The sequence below is a fragment of the Rubritalea sp. genome (genome assembly GCF_051252225.1).
Lineage (GTDB): Bacteria > Verrucomicrobiota > Verrucomicrobiia > Verrucomicrobiales > Akkermansiaceae > Rubritalea.
In genome coordinates, this window is record NZ_JBPOGE010000008.1 from 1 (window position 1) to 18,782 (window position 18,782).

At 48.8% G+C, this 18,782-nt stretch carries 18 protein-coding genes; 7 read left to right on the top strand and 11 right to left on the bottom strand.

Features of this window, described 5'->3' with window-relative positions:
• Nucleotides 1–185: 185 nt before the first annotated feature.
• The gene (locus ACSHX2_RS09335) at nucleotides 186–1,895 is read left to right on the top strand and encodes an alanine/glycine:cation symporter family protein (RefSeq protein ID WP_435692672.1); all 1,710 of its coding nucleotides are present in this window, start codon (nucleotides 186–188) and stop codon (nucleotides 1,893–1,895) included.
• 55 nt (nucleotides 1,896–1,950) lie between these two features.
• Here ACSHX2_RS09335 and ypfJ read toward each other — a convergent pair whose 3' ends face one another.
• Nucleotides 1,951–2,856: a KPN_02809 family neutral zinc metallopeptidase gene (gene ypfJ / locus ACSHX2_RS09340; protein ID WP_435692673.1), complete on the bottom strand. Its 906-nt coding sequence runs from the start codon at nucleotides 2,854–2,856 to the stop codon at nucleotides 1,951–1,953.
• A gap of 77 nt (nucleotides 2,857–2,933) precedes the next feature.
• Here ypfJ and ACSHX2_RS09345 point away from each other — a divergent pair, with 77 nt between their 5' ends.
• Nucleotides 2,934–4,139, top strand: a complete 1,206-nt coding sequence (locus ACSHX2_RS09345; RefSeq protein WP_435692674.1) for an FAD-dependent monooxygenase — start codon at nucleotides 2,934–2,936, stop codon at nucleotides 4,137–4,139.
• On the opposite strand, the gene ACSHX2_RS09350 is transcribed toward ACSHX2_RS09345, so the two are convergent.
• The 6 genes from ACSHX2_RS09350 to ACSHX2_RS09375 form a co-directional block, all read right to left on the bottom strand.
• Entirely contained in the window at nucleotides 4,063–4,686 is a 624-nt protein-coding gene (locus ACSHX2_RS09350; RefSeq protein WP_435692675.1) for a LysM peptidoglycan-binding domain-containing protein, read from the bottom strand. The two genes, ACSHX2_RS09345 and ACSHX2_RS09350, sit on opposite strands and share 77 nt — an antisense overlap.
• Before the next feature lie 54 nt (nucleotides 4,687–4,740).
• Nucleotides 4,741–5,103: a hypothetical protein gene (locus tag ACSHX2_RS09355; protein WP_435692676.1), complete on the bottom strand. Its 363-nt coding sequence runs from the start codon at nucleotides 5,101–5,103 to the stop codon at nucleotides 4,741–4,743.
• A 174-nt stretch (nucleotides 5,104–5,277) separates the two neighbouring features.
• Nucleotides 5,278–6,912 carry a fumarate hydratase gene (locus ACSHX2_RS09360; protein WP_435692677.1) on the bottom strand — a complete coding sequence of 545 codons (1,635 nt, stop codon included), beginning with the start codon at nucleotides 6,910–6,912 and terminating at the stop codon, nucleotides 5,278–5,280.
• A 98-nt stretch (nucleotides 6,913–7,010) separates the two neighbouring features.
• Nucleotides 7,011–9,065 carry an FAD-dependent oxidoreductase gene (locus tag ACSHX2_RS09365; protein ID WP_435692678.1) on the bottom strand — a complete coding sequence of 685 codons (2,055 nt, stop codon included), beginning with the start codon at nucleotides 9,063–9,065 and terminating at the stop codon, nucleotides 7,011–7,013.
• A gap of 144 nt (nucleotides 9,066–9,209) precedes the next feature.
• Nucleotides 9,210–10,790: a cation:proton antiporter domain-containing protein gene (locus tag ACSHX2_RS09370; RefSeq protein ID WP_435692679.1), complete on the bottom strand. Its 1,581-nt coding sequence runs from the start codon at nucleotides 10,788–10,790 to the stop codon at nucleotides 9,210–9,212.
• A 23-nt stretch (nucleotides 10,791–10,813) separates the two neighbouring features.
• Entirely contained in the window at nucleotides 10,814–11,995 is a 1,182-nt protein-coding gene (locus ACSHX2_RS09375) for a redoxin family protein (protein ID WP_435692680.1), read from the bottom strand.
• Nucleotides 11,996–12,147: 152 nt separating this feature from the next.
• Here ACSHX2_RS09375 and rpsN point away from each other — a divergent pair, with 152 nt between their 5' ends.
• From rpsN to ACSHX2_RS09390, 3 genes are all read left to right on the top strand, one after another.
• The gene (rpsN, locus tag ACSHX2_RS09380; RefSeq protein WP_435692681.1) at nucleotides 12,148–12,417 is read left to right on the top strand and encodes a 30S ribosomal protein S14; all 270 of its coding nucleotides are present in this window, start codon (nucleotides 12,148–12,150) and stop codon (nucleotides 12,415–12,417) included.
• Between the two features lie 123 nt (nucleotides 12,418–12,540).
• A complete protein-coding gene (locus ACSHX2_RS09385) occupies nucleotides 12,541–12,801 on the top strand; it encodes an FmdB family zinc ribbon protein (protein WP_435692682.1) in 261 nt (86 codons plus the stop codon).
• Nucleotides 12,802–13,036: 235 nt separating this feature from the next.
• Nucleotides 13,037–13,192: a PspC domain-containing protein gene (locus ACSHX2_RS09390; RefSeq protein ID WP_435692804.1), complete on the top strand. Its 156-nt coding sequence runs from the start codon at nucleotides 13,037–13,039 to the stop codon at nucleotides 13,190–13,192.
• A 28-nt stretch (nucleotides 13,193–13,220) separates the two neighbouring features.
• Here ACSHX2_RS09390 and ACSHX2_RS09395 read toward each other — a convergent pair whose 3' ends face one another.
• Complete coding sequence (locus tag ACSHX2_RS09395; protein ID WP_435692683.1) at nucleotides 13,221–14,282, bottom strand: nitric oxide synthase oxygenase; 1,062 nt, start codon at nucleotides 14,280–14,282, stop codon at nucleotides 13,221–13,223.
• A gap of 61 nt (nucleotides 14,283–14,343) precedes the next feature.
• Complete coding sequence (locus ACSHX2_RS09400) at nucleotides 14,344–15,021, bottom strand: HAD family hydrolase (protein ID WP_435692684.1); 678 nt, start codon at nucleotides 15,019–15,021, stop codon at nucleotides 14,344–14,346.
• A 125-nt stretch (nucleotides 15,022–15,146) separates the two neighbouring features.
• Here ACSHX2_RS09400 and ACSHX2_RS09405 point away from each other — a divergent pair, with 125 nt between their 5' ends.
• A complete protein-coding gene (locus tag ACSHX2_RS09405; protein ID WP_435692685.1) occupies nucleotides 15,147–16,475 on the top strand; it encodes an aspartate aminotransferase family protein in 1,329 nt (442 codons plus the stop codon).
• 133 nt (nucleotides 16,476–16,608) lie between these two features.
• On the opposite strand, the gene ACSHX2_RS09410 is transcribed toward ACSHX2_RS09405, so the two are convergent.
• Nucleotides 16,609–17,253 (bottom strand): PEP-CTERM sorting domain-containing protein, encoded by a 645-nt coding sequence (locus ACSHX2_RS09410; protein ID WP_435692686.1) that lies wholly within the window; start codon nucleotides 17,251–17,253, stop codon nucleotides 16,609–16,611.
• A gap of 276 nt (nucleotides 17,254–17,529) precedes the next feature.
• On the opposite strand from ACSHX2_RS09410, the gene ACSHX2_RS09415 reads away from it, so the two are divergent.
• Nucleotides 17,530–17,706, top strand: a complete 177-nt coding sequence (locus ACSHX2_RS09415) for a hypothetical protein (protein ID WP_435692687.1) — start codon at nucleotides 17,530–17,532, stop codon at nucleotides 17,704–17,706.
• A 109-nt stretch (nucleotides 17,707–17,815) separates the two neighbouring features.
• On the opposite strand, the gene ACSHX2_RS09420 is transcribed toward ACSHX2_RS09415, so the two are convergent.
• Nucleotides 17,816–18,772, bottom strand: coding sequence for an ROK family protein (locus ACSHX2_RS09420; RefSeq protein ID WP_435692688.1), 957 nt, complete (start codon nucleotides 18,770–18,772; stop codon nucleotides 17,816–17,818).
• Nucleotides 18,773–18,782: the final 10 nt, after the last annotated feature.

An 18,782-nucleotide genomic window follows, 5' to 3' on the forward strand; every position in this document is an offset into this window, starting at 1 on the left:
GGTGCTCGCACCGCTCCTTCGTCACGCCTTGATTGACCAGGAAATCACTCCAGCATTAGTCTCTTTTGAATCGCAGAGTGGTAATAGGGATTGTTAGGTAGACGGGGGAGGCTTTCGTGTAATGTTTTTATCCTTGAGCTGGCAAAGTGCTCTGTCAGTGTTTTAGCTTCAAACTAACGTTTTATATGATCACTTCCAAACGTCACCCACTACTCTGGTTAGGAGCTTTATTGATAAGTTTCTTAAGCTCAATTTCATCGGCCTCAGCGGCAGATAGCAATGGATTCGATGCCGCGCTAGGAGGTGTAGCAGATGTGTTAGAGGAGGTAATATTTTTCTCTATACCTGTAGGAGGTAATTCTCTTCCCATCGTCTTAGTGGTTTTGGGACTAACAGCGGTTTTCTTAACTCTCTATTTCAAGTTCATCAATATTCGCTGTCTAGGATTGGCGTTTAATACTGTTAAGGGGAAGTACACTGACCCGGATGCTCCTGGGCAGATTACGCATTTCCAAGCACTCACCGCAGCTCTATCTGCGACAGTGGGTTTAGGGAACATCGCTGGTGTTGCAGTTGCTGTTGGTATTGGCGGTCCTGGAGCTACTTTCTGGATGATTTTGATGGGGCTGTGTGGGATGACTACCAAGTTTGCCGAATGTACGCTCGGTGTGAAGTACCGAAAGTTTGATAAAAAAGGAAAGACGCATGGTGGTGCGATGTATTACCTAAGGGATGGTTTGGCCGAGCATGGTATGGCTGGATTTGGTAAGGTGTTAGCTGTATTTTTCGCGGTGATGTGTGTCGGTGGAGCAATCGGTGCAGGGAATATGTTTCAGGTGAACCAAGCCGCCTCTCAGTTTGCAGATTCCTTTGGAGTGTTCCAAGGTGGGGATAAAATTTATTTTGGGATTATTATCGCTGTGATTGTTGGTTTTGTGATCATTGGTGGGATTAAATCCATTGCCCGAGTGACTTCTTTTCTCGTGCCATTCATGTGTGGAATCTATCTAGTTGCCGCACTTTACATTATTCTTAGCAATGCTGGTGAGATCCCATCAGCATTTCAGCAAATAATCGCTGGAGCATTTTCACCAGTTGCTATCGGCGGTGGTTTTGTAGGTGTGCTGATTCAGGGAATTAAGCGTGCGGCATTTTCAAATGAAGCAGGAATTGGGTCGGCCCCGATTGCTCACTCAGCGGTGAAAACGAAAAAGCCAGCCTCTGAAGGTCTTGTTGCTTTATTGGAGCCATTCACGGATACGGTGGTTGTTTGTACGATGACTGCTCTGGTATTAGTGATCTCAGGCACTTGGAAAGTAGACGGAGTTACTAAAGATGAGCAAGTGGCTCTGTATAGCCAACCTGCGCTGGAGCAAACAGTGGTGAAGACTGTAGAGAAAGGGACTGAGCTTCGCATTCTTGATAAGCAGACCGTGGGTGAAGGTGATGCTGCTGTAAGCTTTGGAGAAGTATGGCAGGAAGAAGGGAACCTCTGGGTGCCGATGCAAAATGTTGAGGTAATTGCAGGTGTGCAGAAGACATCTAGGGCTTTTTCTGGACAGTTTAGCTGGTTTCCAAAAGTGCTCTCGATTGCTGTGATTCTTTTTGCATTTTCCACGATGATTTCATGGTCGTATTATGGTGAGCAGGCGGTGAACTACCTCTTCGGTATCGACAATAAGATTGCAGAAATTAGTTATAAGGTCGGGTTCTGTATTTTTGTAGTAATCGGTTCTGCAGCATCTGTGGGTAATGTATTACGTATTTCGGATGCAATGCTCTTTGCAATGGTGATTCCTAATATGGTGGGTATTTATCTACTGTTACCTGTGGTTAAGCGTGAACTCAAAATCTTCCAAGATCACGCTGCTAAAATAGATTCTGAAACTAAGTAGGGGCATATATACCTCTAGATTTTAATCGCCTGCAGAGTAATCCTGCGGGCGTTTTTTATAGCTGGTCATAGGGAAGACTGTAGAGAGCTTCACCTTCTCTTAGGTCCCCTGAGGTGTAGCCCTTGTTGAACCAATAGGCGCGTTGTTTAGAGGTGCCGTGTGTGAAGGAGTCACGGACTACTTTACCCTGGCTTTGCTGTTGGAGTCGGTCATCGCCGATCGCTTCGGCGCATCGCATCGCTTCTTCTATGTCGCCGGTATCTAGGAATTTCTTGAAGGTTTCGTCAGCATGGTGGGCGAAGACGCCAGCTAGGAAGTCAGCTTGAAGCTCGACTCGGACGGAGTGTCTGTTGAAGTCACGTTGGGATACTTTTTCGCGGCTACTATGGAGCTCCTTGAGGCGGCCCATGATGTGTTGGATATGGTGCCCGTATTCGTGTGCGACGACGTAGGCTTCAGCGAAGTCACCCGTGGCTCCGAATTTTTCTTTCATCTCAGTGAAGAAGCTGGGGTCGATATAAATAGTTTCGTTAGCGGGGAGGTAGAAGGGCCCCATGCGTGCGTCTGCATAGCCACCAGGCATGTTGACCCTTTGGCTATAAATAGTCATTTGCGCAGGCCTGAAAGATAAATTGTATTCGGGGAGGATTTCTCCCCAGACGGTTTCGTTGTCAGCCACCATGGTGCTCAGATAGGCTTTCATTTCCTTGTCTGAGGAATTGGCAACATAGCTGCTGTTAGCTGGAGTGCTATTGAAACCGAGGATTTCTAGCATAGGCCCTCTGCAGAAGGTGAAGCCAAAGATCGCGAGCAGAACGAGAACAAGTTTGGTTTTCCCACTACTGCGGAAGAAGAGCCCCATGATGGCTGAGCTCACAGCGGGGTTGCTGCCAGCCTTGCTGACTCGCTCGCCACGGCGATCCTGAACGTTTGTACTTTGGCGTCTACCTTTCCATTGCATAATTAGTTAATCTAACGGTTGTGCCGGAGTCTAATTGAAAACAGTGTGAAGAGAAAGTAGGGTTTTGTGAAAACTCTGTGAAGGGCCACACAAATGGTGAAAAGTATAGTATGTCAGATGGGATGAATTCATTTGATACTGTAATTGTCGGAGGTAGTTATGCCGGGTTGTCATGTGCGCGTAGTGCAGCAGCGCATGGATTAGATACTCTTGTGTTAGAGAGAAAAAAGGACTTGGGTGAAAAGATTCGAACGACAGGGATCTTTGTGGGAGAGGCCGCCGATGTGCTGGATGTTCCAGCGCGCTTGAAGCGTGATATCCATGGTGTGCGGCTGTATGCTCCGAACCTACAAAGTGTGGATCTCGAGAGTCCAGGTTACCGTTTTCAAGCGATCAATACTCCTGATCTAATGCGCTGGATGGGGCAGCAGGCTGAGCTGAATGGAGCTGAGGTTCGAACTGGAGAGAATGTGGCCCAGCTACGTGAGATCAAGGATGGTGTCGAATTTTCGAAGCAAAATGTGCGCGCTCGATTTGGGGTCGGGGCCGATGGGGCGCGGTCAAACTATGGAAGGTTGCTTGGGTTACCCGAGAATAAGGAGTTTCTGGTGGGAGCCGAAGTGGAAATGAGTGGAGTGCGCGGAGTGGATCAAGACCGACTACATGTGTTCTTAGATAGTGAAATAGCCCCAGGATACATCGCATGGGTAGTGCCAGGAGTGGGAGTTACCCAGATCGGGTTGGCAGTAAGGAAACCACATAAGCCACAGTTGGAACGATTTTTAGAAAAACTGAGGAAGCTCTTCGATTTTAGAGATGCAAAAGTGGTAGAGAGGCGTGGAGGGTTGATTCCCTGTGGTGGTGCAAAACGCGAGTGGTATACGGATCGATCGATATTGTTAGGTGATGCCGCTGGCTGGGTTTCACCTTTGACGGCTGGAGGGATTCATCCGTCGCTACAAGTAGGGAAGGCTGCCGGTGTGGCAATTGCTGACTTCCTAGATGGAAGAATTAGCCACCCAGCAGCTTTATTAGAATGGCGTCGTCCCGAGTGGAGAACTAAGCAAATGTTACGATGGGGGATGGATAATATAGCGTTGCCAAACAGTTTGCTAAATTTGGCGATTGGAAATCCACTGTTTGCCAAGTTAAGCCAAATTATCTTTTTCCATCACCGTGGGCTGAAAGACCCCGAGGCTTGGAAAGCTATTGCTTCTTCAGAGCAAGGCGAATCACTTCCTGTGGATCGGCAGAGTTTGGCAGAGTGGTTTCTTTCCCCTTGAGGTCACGGAAGGTTATAGTCTTAACTTCCATGCCACTGGCGTCTGCATCAGAACCGTAGATGATCGAGCCGGCGGGTGCGAATTTACCGTCATTGTTCTTTAAATAGACCTGATTGCGGTCGTCAATATCAATGGCGATCGTAGAGGTCTCCATGACGGTGGACTTGGGTAGTTCTTTTTTAGCCACAGGTTTGGTCGGTTTTACTGACTTTGGTTTCGGAGGTGCTGCCTTAGGTGTTAGTTGAGTAGGTTTCTGGGCTACAGTAGAGGGAGTGCTGCTAGGTGTTTCCCCTGCTTCACCCGGCTTTATTTTAATCTTATCGTTGAGGTGAATGATGTCGCTGTTCAGACCATTGCGGTGCTTGATGTCAGAAACAGAGGTGTTGTATTTGTTAGAGAGCGCGTGAAGTGTGTCACCCTTTACTACGATGTGAGTGACGATGCCGTTTTCTGTCTTTTCGTTAGAAAATGATGGGAGCTGGTCTTGGTATTTCCAAAAGGCGAAGCCACCAGCGAGAAGAAGGAGAAGGAATAAGAAAAATTTCATAGAGATAGGATAGAGCAGGTTAGGAATGATTACTTAACTGATATTCAAGAGAATTTAAATATCGATTTCTGCTCGAGGCTTAAAAATAAGGATGAGGCCTAGAATGGCGAGGGCGATGGCGTAGCCTGCTACTTTGGAGCCCAGTCTTCCTGAATGAGGTTGGCAGACATTGGTTAAGATATAGATCGATCCAGCGAGACAGAGAGCACCGAAAATACGGCGGCCGATGGCTTTACTCGGGTTACTTCGTCCGAGAATGTTTGAGGCCATTCGTTCTTTCGCTAGATAGGCGTAGATGTCTGATAGGGTATAGGACTCTTTGATTTTTTTAGATTTGAGGAGGTTCTCGTAGATTTGCTCCTCACTGAGCCCTTTTTTTGAGAGTTGCGAGATCAAGTTTTCAAGCTGGGACGACATAGAGAAATTTAATGTTAGGCTTCACGCGTCGTCGAGAATGAAAAAAAGCCAAGCTGCGGGCTGCAACTTGGCTTTGGTTGGAGTGTGAAGGAGGTCTGAGGCAGGAGGCGTCTTCGGCGAAGCCGCCCTACCTTTTTTGACGCTGCCCTACCTTATTTTCGGAGCCGCCTTGCCTTATTTACAGGTCGGGCAGGAATTGAGCTGCTGGAAGAAGTCGTTGCCTTTGTCATCGACGAGGATGAAGGCGGGGAAGTCTTCTACACGAATTTTCCAGACTGCTTCCATTCCTAGTTCAGGGAAGTCGACGACTTCGACTTTCTTGATGTGATCTTTAGCTAGGATAGCAGCTGGGCCGCCGATAGAGCCGAGGTAGAAACCACCGTACTCTTTACAGGAGTCGGTGACTTGCTGAGAGCGGTTACCTTTTGCAAGCATAACCATGGAGGCTCCTTGCGCTTGGAAAATAGGTACGTAGCCGTCCATGCGACCTGCGGTAGTCGGACCAAAGGAGCCGGAAGCTAGGCCTTCTGGTGTCTTAGCGGGGCCAGCGTAGTAGATAGGGAAGTCTTTGACGTAGTCAGGGAGCTCCTTACCGGCATCGATCATTTCTTTGAGTTTCGCGTGGGCGATGTCGCGGGCGACGATGATGTGACCATTGAGTGAGAGAGCTGTAGTGACTGGGTATTGGGAAAGAGTCTTGAGTGTCTTGTCCATGCCTTCGTCGAGGTTGATTTCGACGCCTTTGAATTTCCACTCACGGAATTTCTCAGGGATGTATTGGCCTGGGTTTGTCTCGAGTTTCTCGAGGAAGATACCGTCTTTAGTGATCTTGGCTTTTGCTTGGCGGTCAGCTGAGCAGGAAACGCCGATGCCTACTGGGCAGGAAGCTCCGTGACGGGGTAGGCGGATGACGCGCACATCGAGTGCGAAGTGCTTGCCGCCGAATTGGGCGCCGATTCCGATTTCACGAGAGAGCTCGAGAAGTTCTTTTTCGAGTTCGGTATCGCGGAATGCTTGGCCGTGCTCGTTACCTTCGGTTGGTAGCTCGTCGTAATAGCGAGTTGAGGCCATCTTAACTGTCTTGAGATTGGCTTCGGCTGAAGTGCCGCCAACAACTATGGCTAGGTGATAAGGCGGACAGGCTGAGGTGCCGAGGGTTGCCATTTTAGCAAGGCAGAAGGACTTGAGAGAATCAGGGTTGAGCAGCGCCTTAGTCTCTTGGAAGAGGAAAGTCTTGTTGGCTGAGCCGCCGCCTTTGGTGATGAAGAGGAACTCGTAGGAATTTCCTTGAGTCGCGTAGAGGTCGATCTGCGCTGGGAGGTTGGTTTTTGAGTTGGTTTCCTCGTACATGGTGAGAGGAACAGTCTGCGAGTAACGGAGGTTTTCCTCGGTGTAGGTTTTATAAATTCCGTGGGATAGCGCTTCTTCATCGTTTGCTCCAGTGTAGACGTTTTCACCTTTCTTACCCATGACGATGGCTGTGCCTGTGTCTTGGCAGTTTGGAAGGATGCCGTTGACTGCTACCTCAGCATTGCGGAGGAGCGTGAGCGCGACCATGCGGTCGTTGTCAGTAGCTTCTGGGTCGTCGAGGATGGCGGCGACTTGTTTGAGGTGGGATGGGCGCAGCTTGAAGGAGATGGCTTTGATTGCCTCGTTAGCGAGCATGGTGAGAGCCTCTGGCTTCACTGTGAGGATCTCGCGATCACCAAGCTGTTCTACAGAAATGCCATCAGTAGAGATGCATTCGTATTCTGTTTTGTCTGGGCCAAGTGGAAACTGCTTTTGGAAATGAAATGGTTTATCGGACATATGTGAGAAAGTCGTTTGAGGTGTTATGTTTCAGGATGCAGTTTCAGGCAATCTTTTATGTTTCGTACTTTAATGCGCGAATGGCCGTTGTGGGCTCATTAGTTGTTGGGAGTATCGAGCAACTGTTCAGCACTCATGATGTCATTCATGGTGACAATACCGACGAGCTCTCCATCAGAGTTGTTGATGAGGCATTTGTAGCGGCCCGATTTGATCATTTCGCTGACGGCATTGGTGACGCTGTCGCTGCTTGAGCAAGTGGGAATGTGAAAGTTTTCCATGTGGGAAATACAGGTGGTTCTGGTGACTCCACTGTGTTTCATAAAGTCAAAGAAATCATCACGGTCGATGACATTTACCAGCTGTCCTTCATCATTGATTACTGGGTAAATGCTGTAGCGTTTCTTTTTAAAGAGTCTGAGCGCGTCTGATACCGTACTTTCTTGGTGCAGTGCAGCAATCGGGCTGTGCATGATCTGATCGAGTGGCTTGTCGCAGACAAAGGCAGGGATTTGTTCGATGATGGTCTCAAGCTCGCTTTCGGCGGAGGCTTGCGCGGTGGTTTTTGCGAGCACGCGTCTAAGGCGTCTACTGTGCTGAAGTACTGGTAAGATGGTTTCTCCAGGGACGGAAATCATGCGGGTCGATTCGGCTGCAATGGCATCGTAGAGATAGCCGCTCTTATGCACGAGGGCGCGTTCGCCAAAGAAGTCGCCGGCAATGAGTTTACGCACTGTTTCCCCTTTTTCATTTCTGAGTTCAATTTTACCAGATTTCACTACGTAAAGTGAGAATGCTGGATCACCTGTGGAAAAGAGAGTGTCGCCAGCCTCTAGGTGGATTTCTGAAATGACTTCCGTTTCGGCGGTGTCGACGAGGTTAAGGTCTCTGGGGAAAAAGAGATCGAGTGTCCAGTCGATGGTGAGGCGCATTCTACGTTCGAGCCCTGGTAGCTTGCTGAGGTAGATGGTGCGCCAGAGGAACCATGCTAGAAAGCCTGAGACTTGAACCCCCATGAGGTTTGCTACAGCGGTGCGGTGTCCAATGGAGGCTAGTTCCCCGAGTCCCTCGAAAGTGAATGGCTGAGCAGGCTTTCCTTTATAATGGCTGACAATGTTTTTGCCGAGCTGGGTGCCCTGACGCATAGCGAACTGGGCGGTTGGAGGGTAGGGCTTACCATTTGGCATGGGCATCCAAGCACAGTCACCGAGCGCCCATAAACCGTCCCATCCTGACACAGCCATCGTTGCATCAACTTTGATTCGGCCTTGTTCGGTGGGTAGGTCGAACTCTTGAATCATTTTTCGGACGAGAGCATTTGGCGCATTGCCGATGGTGCAGACGACGGTGTTTGAGGGAATGACCTCGCCGTTATTGAGGAAAACTTTCGTGGATGTGACGGCTTTGACTCGAGTGTTGAGGCAGAGCTCGAGTCCTCGTTTTTGAAGTTTTTCAGCGGCATAGTGGCTGAGCTTTTCACTGAGCGTGGGGAGGATGCGGTCACGACTGTGGACGAGGGTGACGCGGATGTCTTCTTTGTTGATTTGTTTGTAGTACTTACGCAGCGAGAGAAGCATGTCGAGGATCTCACCAGCGGTCTCAACTCCTGAGTAGCCACCACCGACGACAACAAAGGTTAGGAGCTGGCGGCGAAGCTCAGGGTTGCGAACAAAATTTGCTTCTTCGAGTCGAGCAATCGCAGTGGATCTGAGTTTCATGGCATCACCGGCGTTCTGCATGAGCAGTCCATGTTCGGGCATCCCAGGTACACGCCTCAAGTCAATCTCAGCTCCAAGAGCGACGACTAGGTGCTTGTAGCGAATTTTCACCTCTCGGGTGTAGTGTCCTGTATTGATGGTGACCTCTTTGTTTTTGAGATCAATACGGCTGACCTTACCTCGGTAAACGTTGAGGTTTCGGCAGAGCATGCGATTTGGATTGATCACATGACGTGGCGAAATGGAGGCGCCAGCAACCTCTGCGAGCATTGGCTGAAACACCATGTAGTTGTTCTCGCTGACCAGGGCTGATTCACACTGACCGTTTAATTTTTCACCCAAAGCTTTTCCCGCATAAATACCGCCAAAGCCACCTCCAAGAATGAGTACTTCATGTTCTAGGGCTTGATCTTCCGTCGTGCATTCTGGATTCATAGTAGCGTGATGATTAGCATGGTACATGCTCAGTACTGCATGACATGTGCCATTTCAGTGAAAAAAGGAGAGTGTGTACAAGTGTTCATTGGAAACACTGCAGCCATATATCGTGGCTATGTATGGGGCCGCAGTGTGGAGCAACTATGTCGCTGGGGTATATTTACCTGCATTATATTCAAGAAGGTCGGCGGCATAGATCATCCCTGCTTGAGATTTTAGGCTCCAGACCTTGTCGAGACCTGCAGCTTCAAGTTCTTCGGCTTGCAGGTCGTAGTCGGCAACAGCGAAGCGTTGGCATTTGAGTTCGCTGCTGAGACGGGTGACTGCGAGGTTAGTCTCGTGGTCGTGCATAGCGAGGATGAGCTTGCGGACATTGCCTTGCGCGAGTCGGTGCCAGAATTGTTCATCGGTGGCATCCGTTTGCGATACTACACGACCTTCGGCTTTATGCTCGGCAACGACGTCTGCGGAGGAATCAAAGCCAGCGATAATGGGGCCGTATTTTTCTGAGAGTATGTCATAGACTCCCGTGCCAATGCTCGCCATGCCGATGATAACAATTTCTGTAGAGGGGGAAGTGAGGGCTGAGTCTTCTTCAAGGATCTCTGGTGATTGATGCGGGTCAAAGCGGTCTCGATAGCGTGCATAGATAGCTCTGGCGTGATTATTTAGCGGAGCAGCCATGATAAATGTTAGGCTGAGAGCGAGGGCTATGATGACAACCCAGTCGCCGGTGAGCCATTTTTTATTCAAAGCAATGGCTGCTACGATGAGTCCAAATTCACTGTAGTTAGCGAGGTTAAGAGTGCTAAGAACAGCGGTGCGCGAGCGCAGTTTAAACTTAGTGAAGAGGTAAAAGAAGAGGGCTGCTTTGAGTATGACAAGAAGGGCTATAAACAAAGCGATGAGTACGGTGCTCAGAGTGATGGTACCTGACATGCCGATACTTAGGAAGAAGCCGACAAGGAGGAGCTCTTTAAATCCAAGAAGCTTCTTCGCCATTAAGTTTGATAATGGGTGGGACGCGATGAGGGCGCCTACGATGAGAGCGCCTAGGTCACCCTTGACCCCTAGGATTTCAAAGAGAGACCAGCTACCAAAGGCTAGAGCTAAGCCGAGGATGATCATGAGCTCGCCGTGGCCCACTGAGCTTACGAACTTGTGTAGGACTTTACGCAGAGGGAAGAGGAGCAAGAGGAGGGCAGCCCATGGACTTGGCACTTTTCCGGTAGAGAGAGCTAGGAAAATGATCGCAAAGATGTCCTGCATGACGAGGACGTTGATAGCGACTTGGCCGTGGCGGGAGCAGAGCTCGCCTTTTTCTTCCAGGGTTTTTACTGCAAATACAGTGCTCGAGAAACTTAACGCGAAGGCAATGAGGACTGAGCTGGCGAAATTTAGATCAGCAAAGAGGCTTAGTCCTGTGAAGCTGGTGAGGAAAATGCCGAGTCCGAAAAAGAGAACTGTGGCGAGTGTGTGAAAGGTAGTTCCCAAATAAATCACTGGTTTCATCAGCGATTTGACATCGAGCTTAAGCCCGATGGTAAAGAGGAGGAGGGTGACTCCTAAGTTGCCGATGCCAGCCAGCTTTAAGCTGGGGCCATCGACGTAGAGGTTGAGTAAGAATCCGCCGGCTAGGTAGCCAATCATGGGGGGCAGACCGAGACGTACAGCGATCAAGCCAAAGATGAGAGCTGGGCCTAGCCAGGCGAAGTCGTTCATTACAATTTAAGTGTGCTGGGAAGCTAGTGCTTTGGCTTTTGAACTTTTGCTAATTCATCGATGATGACATTGCGGAGTTCTTGTTCGTCGAGTTCACCAGTGTGGCGCCAGACTACTTCACCACCAGGAGCAATAAGAATACTGTAAGGGATAGGGCCCTGCCATTCTGGATCGATAGCCTTTGCAAAGGCTTCGAGGTCATCGCCTTGGAAGTGGAAGTTATTGGTCTCGCGGCCTTCTTTCTTCACTGATTTTTCAGTCCAGCGTGCAAGTGGTAGGTGTTGTTCGACAACGAAGTCGGTCACACTCTGTGCATCTTCTTTATCATCAATAGAGATGGTGATGAGCTCAAAAGGGCGGAGAGAGTGACGCTGATAGGTCTCTACAAGCATTGGGAATTCAGCAACGCATGGTCCGCAAGTGGTAGACCAGAGGTTGATGAGACGTAGCTTATTCGTATCATTTTTGGCGATAGCTTTGGCGAGTTCTGTGTCCATAGGTGCCACGCTTACTGGCTTTGCTTCCCATTCTTTAGTGCGCTCAGCGACCATCTCGGACTTCCAGTGCCACTTAGTAGAGCAGCCGAAGACGCGACTAGTTGGTTTGGTGACGGGCTTGCCGGCAAGGATTTCATTCATAGCATCGATAGCCGGAGAGTTTTTCGCTGGACCAGGGTCGCGCTTGCCGTCATCGAATTGGCCTTGGTAGAGGAGTTTACGCTCAGGGCCGAAGATGAATACATGAGGGGTGGCAACTGCTCCGTATGCTTGGGAAGCTTCTTGCGGTGCTTCTCCATCATTGAGGTAGGGGTGAACGAGTTCGTATTCTTTCACGACTTTTTTCATGGATTCAAAGTCGTCATCGTATTTAGAGAATGCATTTTCCCAGAGCATGACACCGTCCATGGATGCGCTCGAGATAGCGACAACTTCTACGCCTTTGTCTTTATAGTCTTTGGCGAACTGATTTATTTTACCGCGAGCTGCGATAGCGTCAGGGCAGTGGTTACAAGTGAAGACGGTGACGAGGTACTTCGCGTCCTTAAAGGAATTGAGAGTGTAGGTTTTGCCGTCTGTTCCTTCGAGTGAGAAGTCTGGAGCTTGAGCGCCGATTTCGAGCGTAGTGACTTTAGGTGTTGGTGCTGCGGTCACTGAGAAAGTGATAGCTACTGTGGTACAGAGTGCTGTGAGTGTCTTTGTGAGCATAATTTTATTAGTAATCTATAATGAAGGAGGCTGGTTCCTAACCACTTTTGGGTGATTATTCATAGAGTGTACGTAGCAAAAAGCTAGAACTTCAGAAAAAGGGTAAAAATGTCTTGATTGACAGGTTGATCTGTATACATCTCGCCGTCCCTATGGCAAAGAAAAGCTGGATCGCGCGTAACGAGCGCAAGAAAAAGACTGTAGCTAAGTATGCGAAGCTCCGCGAGCAACTTAAGCAAGAGAAAGATTATGTTGGACTTAGCATGCTTCCACGTGATGCATCACCGACACGCGTTGTAAACCGTTGTGGATACACAGGACGTCGTCACGGTTTCCTCCGTCGCTTCAAGCTTTCTCGTATTGCTTTCCGCGAGCTTGCATCACACGGGATGATCCCGGGTGTGACCAAGTCCTCATGGTAATACGAAGCGCTACAGTGCTATAGAAACAATTTCTAAATGGCGTGAGTTGGTTAAGAATGCCGACTCGCGTCATTTGCGTCATTGGATCTATAAAGAGAATCGTTAATAAACTAACTTAGGCAAATGCCTCTTTATGAATACATATCAGAAAACCCCGGCGTTGCTGGGGAAAGCTGTCGTATGTGTTCGAAGGGCTTTGAGCTAAGAAGACCAGTGGATAGAGCTCCTTTGGAGAAATGTCCACTTTGTAGACACCCGGTCAAGAAGGTGATCAGCCGGGTCAACACACCAAGTATCACCAAACCTATGTCGAAGATTGACGCTAAGAAAGCCGGGTTCACTGTGCTGGAAAAGCGTATCGACGGCAACTACGAGAAGCTTTAACCGGCTTTTTGATTGGCCCGGGACCACATCTCATCGGGCTCATATCCTCAAGGTGGATTCACTCAAAAGGTGGGCGAACTTTTTGGCGCATTTGAAATTTTTAAGCGAGAAAACGTTTTTTCTCAGCACAAGAAGTGTATTTACAAGCGTTGTAAAATCCTCACTGTTTCGTAATCGACCCCATTAAATGATTTTGTTTAATTGTTGGCCGATGAGTGCTTCTGTAGATAAACCGATGTTTGGTGGCGTGTGTTACACGTTGAGTAGGAAATTAAACCTTAATATTCCAACTTGGGTATGGAGGGTGATCTTTGTCGCATCCGTGCTTTGCTTTGGCTTTGGCTTCTTACCCTACATTCTTCTCTGGATTTTCATGCCGAAGGCGGAGTAGCAAAAGGGGGGGGAGCGAGGGTGTCACTTTAGGAACTCTGCTTTGCAAAAAATGGGCAGAGCTTTTCTTTTGTATAGCTCCGGTGGTAGACGGGGCATGTGGAGCCTGAAATGGGGGGTACTAACCAGCTCCAGTTTCCTGGGGTTTCTCGGCCTTTGGTTTTCTCGTTTTCAATATGCTTGATAAACTGACGAGAAGCTGTGTGGTGGTCGATGATAGTTACGCCGTCAGCGCGGAAGGAAAATAGGACAGCTGAGTTGAGTTCAATGATGGCTCGATCCTGCCAGAGGCTGTCTGATTTTCGAGTGTCTAGCCCCATTTTTTCAGCAATAATCGGTAGCATATTGTATCTGTCGATATCGCCGAAGTTTCGGGCTCCAATTTCTGTTCCCATATAAAAGCCGCTGAAGGGTGCTGCAGTGAAGCATAGTCCGCCGACTTCAAGTGTGCGATCTGAGACGGCGGGGAGGGCGTGCCACTTCAGCTCTAGATCTGAGAACCACTCGAGCTCGCGATGGCGGATAGGCACTTCTAGTACCGCATCTGATGGGATCTCAAAAAACTGAAGGGGTTCACCTGGGAATTGGATAATCAGTGGGAGTGTGTCGAACTGAGTCTTTGCTTTAGAGGGGCGCCATCCCAGATCGAGCGCTAGCTGCGTGATCTTTGTTTGGGATGGGTCTCCTAGGATTTGTCCATCGGTGAGTTTGTATCCAGCGTAGCGTATGAGCTGAGAGTTGACGATTCTGACTTTTTCTCTGCCTTTTGAAGGTGGAAAAAAGCTCATCATTGGCTGGATGTGCCCGCTATTGGTGGAGTGGCGTAGGTGTTCTACGCAGAGTTGAAAGACATCGCTCGCTGACTTGGCTGATTGGCCGTCGATTATTTCGATGTTTTCCCAGTGAAGGCGACCGATACATTTCTCGCTGTTTCGCCATGCTAGCTTCGCAGCCCAGAGTAGCTCTAGTTGGTTCATACGGTAGCTTCCGGATGAGTGGATCTCCGACGAGATCTCTGAGTAACGGCTGTCGGGGATATCAACACCCTCTGAGCGCAGCTGGTCTAGGTATACGTGGGCTTCGGCCAGCATGTCATATAGTGGTCGAGAGGTTTAAGCTAGCTGATGCATTTAATGCACCGGTTTTTCCACTTTATGCAGGTCTGCGAAAAATCGGCACCTGCTTGGGTGTGAGGAGTTCAAGAATCTGTGAAACTGTATCCGCTGTGAGTGTCGGAGCGATCGCTTTAAGGACTGGCTTATCATGGTAGCCCCAAGTGACCGCCATGGACTTTATGCCTGCGTTGCGAGCGGTGACGATGTCGACGGTGGAGTCGCCAACTAGAATGCTATTGGAGCTGGATTGATCGAGTTCACCCAATAGCTCATGGATACCAGACGGGTCTGGCTTTTTTGCAATTCCTTCACGTTGACCTAGTACGAGGTCAAAAGGTTTTTCAGGGAAAAAGTGTTCCACCATTTCAGTGGTGAATGCGTGCACTTTGTTAGAGAGGACGCTGAGGGTACAGCCCATGTTTTTGAGTTCAAGTATGAGCTCATGAATACCTGGGTATACTGTAGTGCCGGATTTCCAAGCTGCTGGATATTCTTTCAGGAAAATCTCGTGAATAGCATGAATGACTTCTGCAGGTTGATCTGTAGTAGCTCGTTCACAGAGTGTGTAGGAGCCGTCTCCAATAAAAGTACGAACGTCTTCGATACTGTGAGTCGGCAGTTCCGATGCAGCGAGTGCAGTATTGAGTGCTGCGGCTATCCCAGGGAGGGACTCGATGAGTGTTCCATCGAGATCAAAGATGATGTGAGAATACATAGGTAGTGCGAACGGAAGACAGCATGATTTTTAATGAGATGCAAGAAGTGTTCAGCGAAAAACTAGTGAAGGATTGTTGAAATCTGATTGTTATTCTGATGTGAATCAGAATGATGTGTATAGCTATGCTGCCTGAACTAAAAACTGCGATTCCTGGTCCACGCTCAGTGGAGCTCGCTGCCGAGTTACGAAAATATGAGAGCCATAATGTGACTTATGTGGCTGAGGATTGGCCTATTTTTTGGGAGCGCGCTGAGGGTAGTTGTGTTTGGGATGCCGATGGGAATCGTTATATTGATGTGACGAGTGCCTTCGGTGTTGCTGGTCTAGGTCATACGCATGCACCTCTGCGAGAGGCTATGGTGGAGCAGAGTGGAAAGCTTATGCATGCGATGGGCGATGTGCATCCGACTGAGCTTAAAGTAGAAGTCTGTAAGCGTCTATCCGAGTTGACTTTTGAGCGATGGGGGAAAGGAGTCGGGAAAACCGTTTTGGCAAATTCCGGATTTGAGGCCGTTGAGATTGCTCTAAAGACCGCATTTATAGCCACAGGCAAGCCGGGGGTGATCCATTTTCGGAATGCTTATCATGGGCTTGGCTACGGTGCTTTACTCGGTGGTGGATTTGATAAATTTCGAGGACCGTTTGACTCGCAGTTGGCTGATGTTCGACATGAGTTAGATTTTCCGAAAGAGGAGAGGGATTTAGATGTGCTACGCGATCAATTGAATCAATTGCCCGCTAGTCGTATTGGGGCGCTTCTTCTAGAGCCTATCCAAGGGCGTGGCGGCAAGGTTGTGCCGCCAATGGGTTTCTTGAAAATTCTACGAGAATGGGCTGACGAGAACGATGTGGTGCTGATTTTTGATGAAATTTACAGCGGGTTTAACCGGACTGGTAGACTCTTTGCGTGTGAGTGGGAGGGGGTCTTTCCTGATTTGATCTGTGTGGGGAAGGCTCTGTCTGGTGGTTACCCCATTTCGGCTTGTGTAGGAATAACTGAGGTGATGGATAAGTGGCCAGTGAGTCCAGGCGAGGCGCTGCATACGAGTACTTTCCTGGGGAATCCAGTGGGCTGTGCGATGGCGGTGAAGGCATTAGAGATTCATGCGAATCCTAGAGTCGCCGCAGATGTCGAGCGTCAGGGGAGAGAGCTGGTGGCGATGTTAGAAGAAATGGACTCGCCTTTGATTCACGAGGTGCGTGGGCGCGGTCTAATGATAGGGGTGGAGCTTCGTCACCCGGGCGGGAGACCTGCGGGGGATGTGGCCGGAAAGTTGCTTGGTCAAATGCTCGAGAGGGGAGTGGTGATGCTAGCCGACGGACCCGATGGCAATATTTTAGCATTCACGCCACCTTTTTATATTACGTTAGGCGAACTGGTGTATGTGGTCCAGCAACTTACGGAGTTACTACGCGACCACGAGCATGGTGCGTTGCGATTGCCTTATTAAGTCGGACGTGTCGACGCAAATCACTTACGAAAATAAAGGTAATTACGTTCCTCTATAGGAGGAGCTGTAGAATAAAAATGCCTAACACGCTTTTAAGCATGTTAGGCATTAAAAAAATAGTGAGTATTAAATACTATGCACGCTTGCGTCTGAATAGAAGGGCTACACTTCCTAAGCCAAGTAATGCAATACTACTTGGTTCAGGTACAGCGGCGACAGCGGCGCTGACTAATACTACTTTTACGTAATCTGTGCTAGAGTTCAGGCTTGTGGTGCTGCCGACGCGGTAGCCACCAACATCACCATGCGTGTGCCATGAAAGGCGATATTCACCATCAGCGGTAGCTGTGTCGGCAGAATTTAAGGTGACATCACTGTTTAATGCAAAGCCAACAGAGCCAGAGGTGCCTGTCGGGTTGTAGTTGTACCAATGTAAGTTGCTTGATGCATATGAAGATGCTACGGTATCAGAGTTTGTAACAGTGAGAACTTCAGCTGTACCTGTTGCTCCAAGTAGTACATTTCCAGATAGGTCTAATGCTCCTATAAATACAGATCCTGTACCTGTTGCTGTGGCCCAGTCTGCTACATCAGTAAACGAGGTGTCATCGTCATAGAATTCATTGTATATTACAGTCCATCCATCAGCTTGCAAATCAGTGAGGGTTAGGCCGTCGGAGGCTAGTACGCCATTTTCATATAAAGTTACGGCTGAAGCTGAAGATAGGCCACAGCAAGTTGCGGCAACAGCAAGAAGTTTAAATTTGGAGGTATTCATATTAATTAATATTTGTTTTAGGTGTATTATTTAGTATACTTATGAGGTTGTTGAATTTTCTCAAACAACTTCATTGTGATTGTGATGAAAAAAAGATCGAAGTCAATTTTTTACAGCGCGGATTCGAACTGGCGTGTTGCCTCATTGAAGGAGACACCAAAAAAAGATTGGTCGAGTTCCGAATAGCTCCCGTTGCCTCATAAATGAGGACACTCTAGCCCAATCATCGCTACGAGTGAAAAAAGCATCGAAGCTCTAAAAAGCTGTTGGTTGGTCATGGATCAACCCTGTGGCATACGCATGAAAGACATGCTGTCCATATGGGTTCCCTACCTCGACGTATCAGACGAAGTTCAGCAGCAATTAAAGACAATCAGCGCTGCTAGTATTGATCGATCCTTGAAGGAATTTAAGGTGAAGGCTGGTAAAAAAGTGAGACCACTTCTGTATTAGGCAATATAGTTAGGAGCCATAGAGCGTATTAAGTGTGTTGTTGCCTAGAGAGATTTAGTGCAGTTAAAGTCGACCTAAGAATTATGACGAAAATGTTGGGGTGCTGAACTTAACTCTGGAGTTGTTCAGTCTCAGTGGCTTCGAGAGCAAGGACTGCGCAACCAATGATTCCTGCTTCATTTGAGAATTTTGCAGGAACGATTTGAAGGTGGTCGCGGAATGGTGCGCTTAGTTGAGCTGCCACGTGCTTGCGGAGTGGCTGAAAGAGTGTCTCTCCTGCTTTACTGATTCCACCACCGATAACAAAGGCTTCTGGGTTAAGCAGCCAACAACAGTTGGCTAAAGTGCAGGCGAGCTTACGGGCAAAGTCGTCCCAGCAGGCAATGGCGATTTCGCAGCCAGCGGTGGCGGCGGCATCGAGTGCTGCAGGGGTGCAGGCGTCGAGTGTCTTTTCGATTCCTGCTTCGAAGTAAGCGCGCTGAGCATCTGCGGCGAACTCGTTATTTCCTACATAGTCTTCTAGGGCTCCAGGATTATTATAGGCACCGACGCGACCATTATAGTGGATAGAAGTTTGTCCTAACTCACCGGCAACGAATTGAGCGCCGCGGACGAGCTGATCATTTACGATAATGGCTCCACCTACTCCTGTGCCTAGAGTGAGGCAGATGAGGTGTTGGTAGCCAGCGCCGGCTCCAAGTTTCCATTCAGCAACGCCCATAGCATTGGCATCATTTTCGACGATGCAAGGGAGTCCAGTTTTCTGCGATAGGAGGTCACGTAGGGGGATGTCTACCCAGCCTGGGACGTTTGTGAGATTATGAATGAGTCCTGTTGGAGTATTTACGAACCCTGGGACGCCGCACCCAATAGCTTTGATCTCAGGGTGTTGGGCAATGAGTGTTATGCATGTATCTGCAATTGCTTGGATGAGGTCGTTTGGCTTCGGGTAGTCAGTGGGCAGAATTGGTGGTGCTTCTGCGATGATTTGTTTTCCGAGTACGACTCCAAATTTAATGGAGGTGCCGCCGAAGTCGACGCCGATTGCTTTGTTAGTAAATTCCATGGTGGTGAAG